Raw genomic sequence first — 13,593 nt, forward strand, 5'->3', positions numbered from 1 at the left:
CCCATGAACCGCAATCTACAATCCGACAATCTCCCCGCCGGGGACAAGGATTTCAATGGCGCCGCCCTGATCGATGCCCAGGGACGTGAAATCCCGATTACCGAAGACATGGTGCAACAAGCCTGTGCCCATCTTGAGCGGGCCTGGCAGTATCCTGCTAGCGCACCAGCACAGCACCAAGCTGGCTGAGTACCGGTTGCCAGGCCGGCGCTATTGCGCCGGCCATCTGCCAACCTGCCATTTCATGCCGTGCCGGGTAGCGTTTGCGTAACAGATCAAAGCCGGCCGCTCGCTCCGCCTCACTCCGGTAATGCACCCCCTCGGGTGTCAGGCCCACCACTTCGCACAAACGCTGATGGTCATCCGCCAGCCGGTATCCCGCGTGCAGCCAGGCCAGCATACTCGCGGTATCGGTTATAGCGTGCGGCCACTGCCGTGATGGCGCCAGTGGCGGCATGGGCCGGCTTGCCGCCTCGCCGCACCACTGGCACAGCGCTTGATAAAGCATCCAGGTGCCACGCGTTTTGCCCTCGACACTGTAGCCCGCCACGTGCGGGCTGCCACTGGCGGCCAGCGCAAGCAGCGCCGGCGGCACCAGAGGTTCGGTTTCCCACACATCCAGCACCGTCACGGGGCCTGTGCCGGACCGCAACAGCGCCAGCAGAGCGGTGTTGTCCACCACTGGGCCACGGCTGGTATTGATCAGCAAGCGCTGCGGCCCCAGCGCGGCCAGCCTTGGGCCATCGAGCAGGTGGCGGGTCGGATGCGGGCCAGCGTCAACCAACGGCACATGCAGTGTGATTACATCTGCCGCCAACGCCTGCGCAAGTGTCACCAGCGTGGCGCCCGCCGGCGCCTGCTCAAGCCAGGGATCGTGCGCCAGCACCTTCATTCCCAGCGCCTGCACCAGCGCTGAGACACGACGGCCCACATTGCCCATGCCGATAACGCCCACGCTCAGGCCGGCGAGCTCGCCGGGCGGCCAGCTCAATATGGCCTGCAGCACATACTCGGCCACCGCCATGGCATTACAGCCCGGCGCGTGCGCGAAACAAACGCCGAGCTGACCCAGTTCATCAAGCGCCACATGATCCGTACCGATGGTCGCCGAGCCGACAAAGCGCACCGGCGTTCCTTCCAGCAAGGCGCCGTCCACCTGCGTCACCGAGCGCACCAGCAACACATCCGCCTGATTCAGCAGCGCCCGTTCAAGCGGCCGGCCGGGCGTAGTGATAATCTGCCCGATGCCGTCGAAAAGCGACAGGGCAGGCATATTTTCATCGGCGACGATCCGCAGCATGGCAGTTCCAGAAGGCAAGCGAGAAGCGCATGATAACCGCCACCGCTGGCACTTGCAGGTGCCGTTGGCCCCGGCGCACGCACCGGTCGAACGGCCGGGCTTGATTTAAGCCTTTCTTCTCAGTTACAACTGTTCATCCAAGCGTGACCGGGGTGAATCACACGCTTGGTTGAATCAGGAAAAGAGGTGGCCGAACGGATTACGGCACCCTCCTACAAAAATAAGACAGCCTCAGGCGATAACAATGAAGATCCGACACTTGCTCCTGGCCATGCTGGTCACGGTGGGTTGTGTGCCAGCCGCCGTCGCCCAGGACACCGGGCTCTCTCAACGTATCCAGGCTCTCAAAGAGCAGGTGCTTGACCTCGACCGGGATCTGACGTTGCTGGAAGAAGAGCTGCTCTACCCCAGCTCACAAGCGTCTTTTTTCCTGTCCGTGGATGTCGGCACCCCCATTCGGCTGGTGGATATCAAGCTCACTCTGAACGGCGAGCACATCGGCTACCATTTTTACAGCGAGCACGAGTTCGAGGCGCTGACCAAGGGCGGCATCCAGCTCCTGCATACCGGCAATGTGCGCAGTGGCCGCAACGAGCTTGAGGTCAGCATGACCGGCTACGATCCACGCGGGCAGGATTACCAGCGCACGGTCTCGCACATCTTCAACAAAGGCCCCGGCCGAAAGCATATAGAGCTACGCGTCGTCGACGACCTTGATGCCATGCAGCATCGGTTCGACTTTCGCGAATGGGACCAGTAACCATGCGCCGCATGAAGCACAGCCTGCGTGCGCATCTCGCACTGGGCACGCTACTGGCGTGCGTGATGGCCAGCGCCGATACCGGCACGCGGCTGGTGTTGTTCGACGACCTGGCAAGCACTCCCCAGGCGCTGGGAATTGAAGAACAGCGCTACCTCGCGTTCGGCGGCGCCATTCTGGATTACTACAGTGATCGCTCCTTCGCTGCCCTGAGCCGCTTGCGCGTCAATCAGGCCCACGGGTTATTTGATGATTCCACCGAATATGCCGAGTTGCTGCAGGGAGAATTATTCCTCGACTATGGCCTGCCGGAGCAGGCCGGCGTTATTTTCGAACGGCTGCTGCGCAAGGATATTCTTGCCCGCACCCGAGCCGAAGCCTGGCTTCACAAGGCCGATCTGCACTATCGCCAGGGCGATTACCAGGCCGCCACCGATATCCTGACCGCTGCCCCGATTCAGGCGCTGCGCCCCGAGCAGCAACCGCATCGCCAGCTGCTGCTGGCCAACGCACTGATTCATCAGGGCGAGTTCAATCGCGCTGCCGATGAGCTGGCCACGGTGCCTCTGGACAGCGTGCCCGGCGCCTACGCCAGTTACAACATGGGCGTTGCCATGGTGCGTGCCGGGCAGCCCGCACATGGCCTGACGCGGCTGGAGCACGTCGCCGCATTGCCCTCAGGCGACCCCGAAATCAACGCGCTCAAGGATCGTGCCGCGCTGGCCATCGGGCTGACAGAGCTGCGCCAGGGCCGTGCCGATCAGGCCCGTGCTGCACTGCTGCGCGTCCGCGCCGACGGCCCTTATTCCAGCGACGCACTGATGGCGTTGGGCCTGGCGAACTACCGTCGCGGCGCAGTGCGCTCGGCACTGCCCCTGTGGCTGGAGCTGATCCGCCGTGACCCCGTACACGGGGCGGTACAGGAAGCGATGCTACTGGCACCCCGCGCCTATGAAGAGCTTGGTGCCCTGCCGCAAGCTCTGGCTGGCTATCAGGTTGCCGCCGAACAGTTCCGTGCCGTGCTGCACGACCTCGAAGCTACCGCGCGGCGTATCCGGCAACCGGGCTGGTTGCACACGCTCAATGACCAGACCGCCGCCCTCGCCAGCCAGGACCCGATGGCCTGGCTGGTGCGACAAGGCGCCGCCCAGGGCGACGATCTCGTTTACTTACATCAGCTTTTTGCCGAGCGGCAGTTCGCCGAGCAGTATCGGCAATACCAGCAACTTGTGCGCCTGAGCGAGCTGCTGCGTCAGCATCAGCAATCCATCCCGGTGCTACAGGCCACCCTCGCCGAACGGCAACAACGGCTGGCCCGTGTTGCACCACGCATTCATGAACAAGTGGCAGCCCTGCGACAACAACAGCAACAGCTGGCTGACGCCACCGCCGCGCTGGCGCAGTCGATACCGCAGCACCTTGATATCAACGCGACCCATGACCTGGCCGAGCTACCGCACGCCATCATGTGGCAGCGGGTTACCGGCTGGCTCGACAGTACTCAGCCCAGCGCCGCACAACGGCAGCGGCTGGAGCGCCTGCGTGGCCGCCTGCTTTGGGAAATCGCCCACCGCGGGCCGGCAAATCGTGAACGGCAGCAGCGCGACGGTGCCGCGCTGATCATTGATGCCGATATTGCCGGGCTACGCCTGGCCGCGCTGGAGCAACTGTTGAATGATGCCCATGTGGCACTGCAAAGCGATCTCGGCACTCGCCTGACACACCTCGCCGAACAGATTGAGGCACAACGCACCCAGACCGAGGCAATCATCAACGAACTTGGCGAACGACTTCAGCTGGCCGGGTTGCAGCTACTTGCCCGGCAGCGCCAGACGCTCGGTGAGCATCTGGCTGAAGCGCACCTCTCCATCGCCCGGCTGCAAGACAGCGCGGCTCGAGCACAACAGACGCGGGGCCGCCAATGATGCGCTTTACTTCCTGTGTTTCCCGTGCCGGATTCGCTGCCCTGCTGTTGGGCAGCACCGTGGCGGGCTGCACCTTCGCCCCCGCGCAAGCGCCGGTCGGCAGCCAGCATGATGGCCTGACGCTGGGTGATCTGGAACGTCTGGCGGTGGATATCACGCCACAGTCGCTGGCACAGGCCTCGCCAGAGGCCGCTATGGATCATTACCGCCACGCCATTGCATTACTGCCAGAGCCGGAACAACGCGCCCGGCCATTGCGGCGCATGGCCGATCTGGCCATGAACACAGCCGAGTACCGTGCCATAGAAGACACCGACGGCGCCGGCAGTGATACCACGCTTGCCGAACACGAGCGTGATATTGACCGCATGCTCTACGAAAGTTTTATTCGCGAAGCAAAAAACAGCAGCGACCGGGAACAGCGTTTCGCGCTACTCGGCCTGGCCGGCAGCCTGCATGCCGAACGGCATGGCATCGACGACGCAGCTGGCCTGGAAACAGATTTCCGCACCGCGGTCATGCTTTACCGTGCTCTGCTGGACAGCACTCGCGATCCGCGCCAGCGCGCCGATGCCTGGTATCAACTGGCCAAGGCATATGATTTTGGCGGCGATCTCGATGGCTCGCTGGCAGCGCTGGGGGCGCTGGTTCGCGAACATGCCGACAGCGAGTTTTACGCCGAAGCGCAATTCCGGCGCGGCGAATTGCTGTTTGCCCGTAACGCCTATGACGAAGCGGCCGCTGCCTATGCTGCCGTGCTGGCCCGGCCGGAAAACGACTTCACATTACAAGCCCTCTACAAGCTCGGCTGGAGCTATTACAAGCTGGCGAACTACTCGCAAGCGCTGGCGCAATTCTTCCAGCTTGCTGATCGCCTCCACGGCCATGCTTCGCTCACCGACACCGCCAGCATGCAGGCCAAGCTGCTTGGCGACACACACCGTGTCATCAGCCTGGCATTCACCAATCTGGACGGCGCCGTATCCGTTCGAGACTGGTTCGCCGAGCATGGAACGCGCGCCTATGAAGCCGATATTTATCGCCGGCTGGGCGAGCTGTATCTGCATCAACAGCGCTACCGTGACGCCGCCGACAGCTACGACATGTTCGTCAGCCAGTACCCGGATGATCCGCGTGCGCCGACCTTCTCCAGCTTGCAGATCGACGCCTTCCGCCAAGGCGGCTTCCCCACGCTGGTGCTGCCTGCAAAAGAGCAATTTGTGCAACGCTACGGCATCCACAGCCGCTTCTGGGCGGCGCAGCCGGCAGCACGCGAAAGTTACATCGAGGTGCTCAAGGGCCACATTCTCGATCTTGCCCAGCACTATCATGCGCAGGCGCAACAACACAGCGGCCCGTCCGCAGCCGCAGCCTATGCGGAACCGCTGCGCTGGTACCGGGAATATCTGGATACCCCGCCGCCGGGCGACGATCAGCCGATCATCAACCATCGCTATGCGGAAGCGCTCTACGCCGCTGGCGAGCATGCCGGCGCCGTAACCGAATTCGAACGTACCGCTTACCAGTATTCCGATTATGCCGACGCCGACGCCGCAGGTTATTTCGCGCTGGTGGCCTATCAGGCCCGGCTCGCCGCACTGCCCACCGACACACCGCCTGACGCAATCGCTCAGCTGCGGCGGGAAAAAATCGCCAGCGGCCTGCGCTTTGCAGCCACCTGGCCGACACACGCTCAGGCCACTACCGTGCTGGTCAGCGTCAGCGAAGACCAACTGGCGCTGGGCGATGTAGCCGGCGCCGTCGCCACTGCCGGCCTGCTGGTGAATCGCACGCCAGCGCCTGCCGCAGAGCAGCTGCGTTACGGCTGGGCCACCATCGCCAACGGCGAATTCGATCTGGGCCGCTACCCGGTCGCCGAATACGCCTACAGCACCTTGCTCGCACAGCCGGGTTTGGGCGCGCAAGAGCGCACAACTTATCAGGAGCGCCTGGCGGCCAGCATCTATCGACAGGCCGAAGCTCTGCTGGCAGCCGACAACAAGGCCGAGGCGGCGGCCATGTTCCTGCGCGTAGGCACAACAGTGGCCAGCGCCAGCATTCGCAAGCAAGCCGAGTACGATGCCGCCGCACTGCTGCTTGAGCTTGCCGACTACAGCAGCGCGGCCCGCGTGCTGGAAGATTTCCGGCGCCGCTACGCCGAAGATGCACTGGCCGCCACGGTGCCCGACAAACTGGCGCTGGCTTACGAAAACATGGGCGATTTTCTGGCCGCAGCGCGCGAGCTCGAACTGATCGCCGACAGCTACACCGAAAGCGATCCCGAGCTTGCCAGCCAGGCACTCTGGCAGGCAGCGGAAATGGCCGACCGCGCCGAGCAGCCCATGGCATCCATCAGCTTGTATCGCAAATACGCCTGGGCCTATCCCGAACCCATCGCCCTGCGCGCCGAAGCACAATACCGGCTGGCCGGCCTCTATCAACAACTTGGCGATCAGGATCGCCATACCTTCTGGCTCGACCGCCTGGTGCTCACGGCCGGCGATGCCGCAGAGGCTGCCACCCCACGCATCGCCTGGCTGGGTGCCTGGGCCGCCTTCGCCCTGGCGGAACCGCAATTTGCCTCATTCAGCGAGATCCGGCTGACACAACCACTGCGTCGCAGCCTGGAGAGAAAAACCGCAGCGATGCGCACTGCCCTGCGCCGTTATGAAGCGGTTGCCGCCTTGCAGGTAGCGGAATTTGCCACCGCCGCCAACTACCGCATTGGCGATATGTATCGGCAACTGGCACAGGACATCTTGCACAGCGAGCGCCCGCGCAATCTTGATGAGCTTGAGCTTGAGCTCTACGAACTGATGCTGGAAGAACAGGCGCTGCCTTACGAAGACATGGCCATCGACGTGCTGATTGCCAATACCGATCTCGCGCCCGAAGGCATCTATGACGACTGGGTGCGGCAAAGCTTTGCTGCACTGGGGGAGCTCCTGCCGGGGCGCTTTGCAAAATTCGAGCAGGTCGAAACTTATGTCGACATCATTTACTGACAAGCTGTGCCAGCTCGGCCGCTACCCTCTGCTCGCGTTACTGGCAGCCGTGTTGCTGGCCGGCTGCACGAGCACACCATCGCAACTCACACGGCCAGAAGCCAGTGTGTCGCGCTACGCTGAGCAGCGCGCCGGTGGCGTTGTCACCGACAGCGATGCCATTCATGTGCCGCCGGTGCCCCACGCGCCCGCAGCGGCAATAATGGCCGAGGCCGCGTTGCAGGATTACGCATTGGCGCTACATGCCATGCACCAGGGCCGTGACGACGAAGCGCTAACGTTGCTGCACCAGCTTGCCGAGCGCTACCCCCTGCTCTCCGGCCCTTGGGTCAATATCGGGCTGATCCAGCTGCGCCGACAGCAATTTGCCGAAGCCGAACACAGCCTGCACGCCGCGCTCGCCACCAACAGCCGCAACCCGTATGCCCACAACGCGCTGGGCCTCGCACTGCGCGAGCAAGGGCGGTTTGACGAAGCACGAGTGCATTATCAGCACGCCATTGAGCTCGATCCCCGTTATGCCCGTGCGCATTTCAACCTCGGCGTGCTGGCAGAGCTTTATCAGCAACAGCCGGCAGAGGCACTGCACCACTTCCGCCATTATCAGGCATTGCAGAAACAACCCGATCAGGCCGTCGCCAACTGGATCGCTGATCTGGAGCGGCGCGTCTCGACCTATCCCGCCGTTGCCACGGAGGACACCCAATGAAACGCCTGCTTGTTCTGTCGTGGCTGATTGCTCCCGGCCTCGCGAGCGCCGCCGACACAGCCACCGGCCTCAACATCATCGGCAGCCAGGAGGCGCCAACGGTACTCAACGTAGTGCCATGGAAAGAAAGGGAAGTTCGCCTCGATCCTCGCGATCCGACTTCCGCGTTGCTGGATCGCGTTCTGGAACCGCTGGACCCGGACGTGTTGCAGCGTGAAGTGGAGTATCACCAGACACTGAGGCAGCAAACAGAGAACCAGAACGCGATACCCGGCAGCCAGGCAGCGAAGACTGCTCACTGACCATTTATGCCCTTGCTTTCTTTATCAGGAGATCCCCATGCCGACTGCGGCCCTTGCTACCACCGCGCCTGTTGCGGACACCAGCTTCGTCAATACAATCGTCAGCTTCATTCAGGATGGCGGCTCATTCATGTACCCGATTCTGCTGGTGCTGGCCGTCGGCGTGGCCATCACTCTTGAACGGGTCATTTACCTGCAAGGCGTCAAGAGCAAAAACCGCCGCATCTGGGCTGACATATTTCCCCTGCTGACCAAGGCACAGTTTCGCCAGGCACTGGAGCTGGTGCGCGACAACGATGCCGGCATCGCCCGCATCATCGGCTACGGACTGGAGCGTGCGCGCAGCAGCCGCCGCTTCGAAGATGTGGAGCTGGCCATGGAAGAAGGGCTGATGGAAGTGTTGCCACGCCTTGAGACGCGCACCGGTTATCTGGCGACGCTGGCCAACATCGCCACCCTGCTTGGCCTGCTGGGCACCATCATCGGGCTCATCGTCGCTTTTACAGCGGTGGCCAGCGCCGATCCGGCACAAAAAGCCGATCTGCTGTCGGCCTCCATCTCCATGGCCATGAACACCACCGCGCTGGGCCTGATCGCTGCCATTCCACTGTTGCTGGCGCACGCGTTCATCAACTCCATGACCACCAAGATCGTGGACAGCCTGGAAATGGCCTCGGTGAAATTCAGCAACGCATACCGTCTCGCCGCCAGCCAGCAGGACCAACGCCGGCCTGACGCCGAATAATTCCGCCCGTTCTGTCAAGGAGCCGGTATGCGATTTCGCAAACGAGAGAGAGAAGACGGCGAACTCAACGTCACCACCTTCATGAACCTGATGGTGGTGCTGATACCGTTCTTGCTGCTCAACGCGGTGTTTGCACAGGTTTCGGTGCTGAAACTGAACCTGCCCGCCGACGGCGCGCCTGCGGCCGAACACACCGAGCCACCGCCGTTGCTGGTGGAAGTGCTGATCTACCCGGATCGCTATGTGGTATCCGATCGCCTCAGCGGGCCGCTGAAAAGCCTGCCCAACCTCGGCGGCGGCCAGCATGACAGCGCCAGCCTGCAAGCGTTTCTGCTGGAAATAAAACAGCGCTTTCCGCAACTGACGGACATCACGCTGCTATGCGACGACAGCACCAGTTATGAATTGCTGGTGCAAACCATGGATGCCGTGCGCTTGCACACCACAATGATCAACGGCCAACCCATTCGCCGGGAATTATTTCCGGATATCGGCTTGGGCAGAGCCCCGGCGCAAGCCCCGCAGGCCGAGGGAGACATCCTATGAACCCGAAGTCGGTGCGCGCCCGGCGCAAGGCGCGCCACTACCAGCGACGGCGCAAAGTACCCGGCCTGAACCTGACGGCGCTGATGGATATCTTCACCGTTCTGGTGTTCTTCCTGCTGGTGAACAGCAGCAACTCGCAACAGTTGCCGGCCAACCCGGATATTGTGCTGCCGGAATCCGCCGCTCAGGAACTGCCGGAGGAAATGCTCACCATCCAGATCAGCCCGCACAGCATCCTGCTACAGGAGCGGCCATTGATGAGCGTGGACGACGCCATGCAACACCACGGCCGTGTCCTGCCGGCACTGGTGCATGAGCTTGAGCGTTATGCAGATCGCGCCACGCAGCTGGGCGGCCCAGCTGACGAGGGACGCGGGCTGATGATCATGGCTGATCGCCACACTCCCTATGCGCTGCTGGAACGCATCATGCACAGCGCCAACCAGACCGAGTACAGCCGCCTGAGATTTGCTGTACTGCGCAGCAATGGGAGCAATGGGAGCGAGGCACCATGAGCACAGGCAAGCAAAGCGTGCGTGCAACGCCCTTGCGCACACCCGTGGCACAAAACAGAAACAGCGCACCGGCCGGCTTGCTGCCCTGGGACCCGTTCCCCGGCGAGCACCGCCGTCAGTACAGCATTCTGGCCATTATCCTGCTGCTCTGCGCCGCGTTGATCGCGATCATCGAAACCACCCCGGCGTACCGCCAGCCAAGCATGAGCGCACCAGTACCAGAGCGCTTGGCCCGGCTAGTGATAGAACGGGCCCAGCCACCACCCACGCCGGTAACCGCACCCGAGCCCGAGCCGGAAGCAGAAGCGCCCCAGCCGGAGAGCGCACCGCCCGAGGCCGAACCCGCGCCCGCGCCTGCCACCCCCGAGCCGCCAACCCCTGAGCGTGTGGAACAGGCCCGCGAGCGCGCACGGCAGGAAGTGCAGGTCTTCGAGGACTCCCTGGCGGGCCTGCGCGAGATGGCGCCCAGGCCCGGCACCGGCGCACAAGCCGGCCAGAGCTTGCAACGCGGCGGCAGCGAAGCCACCGCCGCCCAGCGGGATCTGCTCACCAGCCGCGCCGGCATACGCTCCGGCGGCATCAGCACCGGTACTGTTTCCGGGCGCGGCGAAGGGAGCCCCGATCTGGCCAGCGCATCGGCGGCACAGGTAACGCAGGTGGACAGCCGCATCGCGACCGAAGCGGCCCAGACACCGCAGCAACGAACCGGCGGCACCGGCCAGAATGTGCGTACCGAAGAACAGATCCGCCACACTTTCGATCGTTATGCAGGGCGCATCAATGCCATGTACCAGCGTGCCTTACGCAGCAACCCGACATTGCAGGGCACGCTTGTCATCCATCTGGAGATTGCACCGGATGGCCGGGTCAGCACCGCCAGCGTCACCTCGACCGAGCTGCACGATCCTGAGCTGGAGCGGCGCGTCATTACCGTGATCCGCAGTATGGATTTCGGGGTCATGGACGTAGAGACATGGCGCGGCGATTACCCGATCAACTTTTTCCCGAGCTGATCGACACCGCGACTGAAGTAGCGGCGCCGGGCGGGAAAGCGACGGCGTGACGGAGTCGCAAGGCGGCAAGGCGGCAAGGCGGCAAGGCGGCAGAGAGTAACGGCAGCAATGGCGATGGCAACAAACGTAGCCGCGGCACAAGCCGTGCCGGCAAGCCCATCAACAGCAAGCATAGCGAGACTGGCGCCTCAATGGCCGCCAGCCGCTATCGCAGCACCGCCTGCACCGCCGCTTCGGTAACCGCTGCACCGCCACGATAAAAATCACTCAGCACCGCGAGCCAGCGCGCCCAGCGCTGGCTCGCCGGGTTCAGGGTGCCAAGCCGTGCCAGTGCAGCGGCTAGCACCGCCTCGCGGAAAGCGCGTTCATCGGCGGCACCGCCATCAAGGTTGTCCACCGATACCCGGAAACGATGCCCGCAGGCAGCGCAGAAGAGCAACTCCAGTGCCTGTGGCGCCACTTCCACTTGCTCGAACAGGCGCTGTTGCGCAACATCCCGGCCATCAGGCGCATACCAGTAACCGTAATCATCCTGCCTGCGCCGTGCCGTACCTGCCACACACCAGTGCGCCACCTCATGGAGCGCACTGCGAAAATAATCACGGGTATAAATAATCCGCGCTGGCGGCCCGGCCAGATAGATCGGCTCGTCGCCGCCACCGCAGAGCACCGTATCGAACTCGGCATGAAACGCTTGCCGAAAAAGGCGCTCCAGATCACGACTGTCGAACGGACGCACAGCCGGCGACGCAGCCTCCAGCACCGGTGCAGCAGCGCTGTGCAAAGTGATTACCGAATCAGAGCATGAGCGAGACATGGGCGGCATTATGCCCGATAACAGGCCCGCGAGCGTAGTGCACGCGCCAGCCCATTCGCGAAAAGCGCCTCGTCGATTTCCGTGGAGCCATTTCCGACATCTGCTAAAAGCACCGACAGGTTGCCCAGAATACCGGTCTTTTTCCTGCCCTCGTCCTTAACGAGACCAACGCAGCATTGAGCAGCCGCAGGCTGGCCCGAGGGTTGGGCTGTGCGAATAAGGGACAGGAAGGAGAGGAAGCTACGAACATACAGCATTCAGGATACCAGCTACATGCTAAACCGCTTTCAGCTGACTTCAGTAGCGGTTTCCAAAAAACCGCCAAAGCCCATCAATATTGGATAGTAACGAGTGCCAGCAAAATACTGTGGCAGAGTGGGGCTATGCGCTACCAGAACGGTCTTTCTACTCAACCTCGGCCTGGCGCTGCAATAAAAAGACGCCCGATGCCTCGCAGCGGGCGTCTTGAAGTGCAACAAGTGCCGGGCTATTCCAAGGGCGTATTTCAGGCTCTCGTTTCAGGGCTCATTTCAAGGCCATTGCAGGCGCCTGAGTGAGGATCAGAGATAGCGCTGTATGCCCTGGATTGCACACCCGTTCAGAGCCCGAGCTGTTTGGCAATCACCTCATTCATGATTTCGTAGGTGCCGCCACCGATCGCCAGGATGCGATTATCCCGCGACAGCCGCTCGACCACACTTTCACGCATGAAGCCCATGCCACCAAACAATTGCACCGCATCGTAGGTCACGCGATCCGACACATTGGTGGCGAAGTTTTTTGCCATCGACACTTCCTTGACGCAGTTCTGGCCCGCCTGGATTTTCGCTGCCACGCGATAAGTGAACTCGCGGCTGGCCTCCACCAGTGTCGCCATCTCTGCCAGCTTATGACGCGTCACCTGAAAACCTGCCAGCGTGCGGCCAAATGCCTCGCGCTGCTTGACGTAATCAATGCTGTGCTCCAGTGCCAACTGCGCCGTCATGGTGGCCATCACGCACAGCATCAACCGCTCCATCTGGAAGTTGGTCATGATGCAGAAAAAGCCGCCGTTCTCCGGGCCAATCAGGTTGGCCGCCGGTATCCGGCAATCCTCGAAGAACAGCTCCGCTGTGTCACTCGCCCACCAGCCGGTCTTTTTCAGGTTGCGACCGACGGTGAAACCCGGCGTGCCCTTCTCGATCAGCAGCAGGCTGACACCGCCAAAGCCGGTATCCCCTGTCCGCACCGCCACGGTGTAATAATCAGCACGCACGCCGGAGGTGATGAATGTCTTGCTGCCATTGACCACATAACGGTCACCATCGCGCACGGCACGGGTGCGCAAATTGGCCACATCCGAACCACCGCCGGGCTCGGTAATAGCCAGCGCGATGATTTTCTCGCCACGCAGCACGGGCGGCACGATACGCTCCTTGAGCTCGTCCGTGCCCCACTTCCACACCGGCGGCAGCCCGATATCCAGCGAACCCAGGCTCGCCACCAGCCCACCGGAGGTGCTGCGCATCAACTCCTCGGATGCGGCCACTTTCAGAAACACATCGGACTCCCCGGCGCCGCCGTAGGCTTCCGGGTGGCCAATGCCCAACAGGCCGATACTGGCGGCCTTGGTATAAAGCTCTCGGGGAAATTCACCCGCTTCTTCCCACTCGTCTATGTGCGGAAGGATCTCTTTCTCGACAAATTTGCGCGTGCTTTCACGCACCATGCGATGGGTATCGTTGAAATAGTCCAGACTGGCGTTCATGGGTGGCCTCGATGGATGCAGTCGAAATGCAGTCGAAAAGCAGAGACGCCGACACTACCAAGCAAGCGCTTGGTTCGCAATGACAGAAAACGCCAGCAACAGGTCTGAATGTCAAAAAAACGCATGGAAGTAACGGCTGAATAATCAGGAGCACAGACGCGCGTATAGGCTGCGTATAGCGAGTGTCGCGGGTATCCGGAGTATCGTAT

General features: G+C 62.3%; 13 protein-coding genes. 10 read left to right on the forward strand and 3 right to left on the reverse strand.

Features of this window, described 5'->3' with window-relative positions; all coding sequences use genetic code 11:
* Positions 1-3: 3 nt before the first annotated feature.
* Entirely contained in the window at positions 4-189 is a 186-nt protein-coding gene (locus MU846_RS02805; protein WP_246948098.1) for a PA1571 family protein, read from the forward strand.
* Here the strand turns inward: MU846_RS02805 and MU846_RS02810 are convergent.
* Positions 158-1,300: a 4-phosphoerythronate dehydrogenase gene (locus tag MU846_RS02810; protein ID WP_246948100.1), complete on the reverse strand. Its 1,143-nt coding sequence runs from the start codon at positions 1,298-1,300 to the stop codon at positions 158-160. The two genes, MU846_RS02805 and MU846_RS02810, sit on opposite strands and share 32 nt — an antisense overlap.
* A gap of 244 nt (positions 1,301-1,544) precedes the next feature.
* Here MU846_RS02810 and MU846_RS02815 point away from each other — a divergent pair, with 244 nt between their 5' ends.
* From MU846_RS02815 to MU846_RS02855, 9 genes are read left to right on the forward strand one after another with little or no spacing between them, the layout of a single operon-like run.
* Entirely contained in the window at positions 1,545-2,060 is a 516-nt protein-coding gene (locus MU846_RS02815; protein ID WP_246948102.1) for a hypothetical protein, read from the forward strand.
* Between the two features lie 2 nt (positions 2,061-2,062).
* On the forward strand, positions 2,063-3,985 hold the full coding sequence (locus MU846_RS02820) for a tetratricopeptide repeat protein (protein ID WP_246948105.1): 1,923 nt from the start codon (positions 2,063-2,065) through the stop codon (positions 3,983-3,985).
* Positions 3,982-6,990 carry a tetratricopeptide repeat protein gene (locus MU846_RS02825; protein WP_246948108.1) on the forward strand — a complete coding sequence of 1,003 codons (3,009 nt, stop codon included), beginning with the start codon at positions 3,982-3,984 and terminating at the stop codon, positions 6,988-6,990. Before MU846_RS02820 ends, MU846_RS02825 begins: the two co-directional genes overlap by 4 nt.
* Positions 6,971-7,699 (forward strand): tetratricopeptide repeat protein, encoded by a 729-nt coding sequence (locus MU846_RS02830; RefSeq protein ID WP_246948110.1) that lies wholly within the window; start codon positions 6,971-6,973, stop codon positions 7,697-7,699. The genes MU846_RS02825 and MU846_RS02830 overlap by 20 nt, the downstream gene beginning before the upstream one ends.
* Positions 7,696-8,001: a hypothetical protein gene (locus tag MU846_RS02835; RefSeq protein WP_246948111.1), complete on the forward strand. Its 306-nt coding sequence runs from the start codon at positions 7,696-7,698 to the stop codon at positions 7,999-8,001. Before MU846_RS02830 ends, MU846_RS02835 begins: the two co-directional genes overlap by 4 nt.
* Positions 8,002-8,038: 37 nt before the next feature.
* Entirely contained in the window at positions 8,039-8,746 is a 708-nt protein-coding gene (locus MU846_RS02840; RefSeq protein WP_246948114.1) for a MotA/TolQ/ExbB proton channel family protein, read from the forward strand.
* 27 nt (positions 8,747-8,773) lie between these two features.
* Entirely contained in the window at positions 8,774-9,292 is a 519-nt protein-coding gene (locus MU846_RS02845) for an ExbD/TolR family protein (RefSeq protein WP_246948118.1), read from the forward strand.
* The gene (locus MU846_RS02850) at positions 9,289-9,807 is read left to right on the forward strand and encodes an ExbD/TolR family protein (RefSeq protein ID WP_246948121.1); all 519 of its coding nucleotides are present in this window, start codon (positions 9,289-9,291) and stop codon (positions 9,805-9,807) included. Before MU846_RS02845 ends, MU846_RS02850 begins: the two co-directional genes overlap by 4 nt.
* A complete protein-coding gene (locus MU846_RS02855) occupies positions 9,804-10,820 on the forward strand; it encodes an AgmX/PglI C-terminal domain-containing protein (RefSeq protein WP_246948130.1) in 1,017 nt (338 codons plus the stop codon). The genes MU846_RS02850 and MU846_RS02855 overlap by 4 nt, the downstream gene beginning before the upstream one ends.
* A 205-nt stretch (positions 10,821-11,025) precedes the next feature.
* Here the strand turns inward: MU846_RS02855 and MU846_RS02860 are convergent, their stop codons facing one another.
* A complete protein-coding gene (locus MU846_RS02860; protein ID WP_246948133.1) occupies positions 11,026-11,637 on the reverse strand; it encodes an elongation factor P hydroxylase in 612 nt (203 codons plus the stop codon).
* Between the two features lie 598 nt (positions 11,638-12,235).
* Positions 12,236-13,384 carry an acyl-CoA dehydrogenase family protein gene (locus MU846_RS02865; protein ID WP_246948141.1) on the reverse strand — a complete coding sequence of 383 codons (1,149 nt, stop codon included), beginning with the start codon at positions 13,382-13,384 and terminating at the stop codon, positions 12,236-12,238.
* Positions 13,385-13,593 lie beyond the last annotated feature (209 nt).

Source organism: Alcanivorax quisquiliarum, assembly GCF_023051175.1.
Lineage (GTDB): Bacteria > Pseudomonadota > Gammaproteobacteria > Pseudomonadales > Alcanivoracaceae > Isoalcanivorax > Isoalcanivorax quisquiliarum.

What these genes read in the sequence shown, in the direction of transcription:
- MU846_RS02835 (WP_246948111.1), top strand. Translation starts at nt 7,696, where the DNA reads ATGAAACGCCTGCTTGTTCTGTCGTGGCTGATTGCTCCCGGCCTCGCG.
- MU846_RS02865 (WP_246948141.1), bottom strand. Translation starts at nt 13,384, where the DNA reads ATGAACGCCAGTCTGGACTATTTCAACGATACCCATCGCATGGTGCGT.
- MU846_RS02860 (WP_246948133.1), bottom strand. Translation starts at nt 11,637, where the DNA reads ATGTCTCGCTCATGCTCTGATTCGGTAATCACTTTGCACAGCGCTGCT.
- MU846_RS02815 (WP_246948102.1), top strand. Translation starts at nt 1,545, where the DNA reads ATGAAGATCCGACACTTGCTCCTGGCCATGCTGGTCACGGTGGGTTGT.
- MU846_RS02810 (WP_246948100.1), bottom strand. Translation starts at nt 1,300, where the DNA reads ATGCTGCGGATCGTCGCCGATGAAAATATGCCTGCCCTGTCGCTTTTC.
- MU846_RS02845 (WP_246948118.1), top strand. Translation starts at nt 8,774, where the DNA reads ATGCGATTTCGCAAACGAGAGAGAGAAGACGGCGAACTCAACGTCACC.
- MU846_RS02855 (WP_246948130.1), top strand. Translation starts at nt 9,804, where the DNA reads ATGAGCACAGGCAAGCAAAGCGTGCGTGCAACGCCCTTGCGCACACCC.
- MU846_RS02850 (WP_246948121.1), top strand. Translation starts at nt 9,289, where the DNA reads ATGAACCCGAAGTCGGTGCGCGCCCGGCGCAAGGCGCGCCACTACCAG.
- MU846_RS02830 (WP_246948110.1), top strand. Translation starts at nt 6,971, where the DNA reads ATGTCGACATCATTTACTGACAAGCTGTGCCAGCTCGGCCGCTACCCT.
- MU846_RS02840 (WP_246948114.1), top strand. Translation starts at nt 8,039, where the DNA reads ATGCCGACTGCGGCCCTTGCTACCACCGCGCCTGTTGCGGACACCAGC.
- MU846_RS02825 (WP_246948108.1), top strand. Translation starts at nt 3,982, where the DNA reads ATGATGCGCTTTACTTCCTGTGTTTCCCGTGCCGGATTCGCTGCCCTG.
- MU846_RS02805 (WP_246948098.1), top strand. Translation starts at nt 4, where the DNA reads ATGAACCGCAATCTACAATCCGACAATCTCCCCGCCGGGGACAAGGAT.
- MU846_RS02820 (WP_246948105.1), top strand. Translation starts at nt 2,063, where the DNA reads ATGCGCCGCATGAAGCACAGCCTGCGTGCGCATCTCGCACTGGGCACG.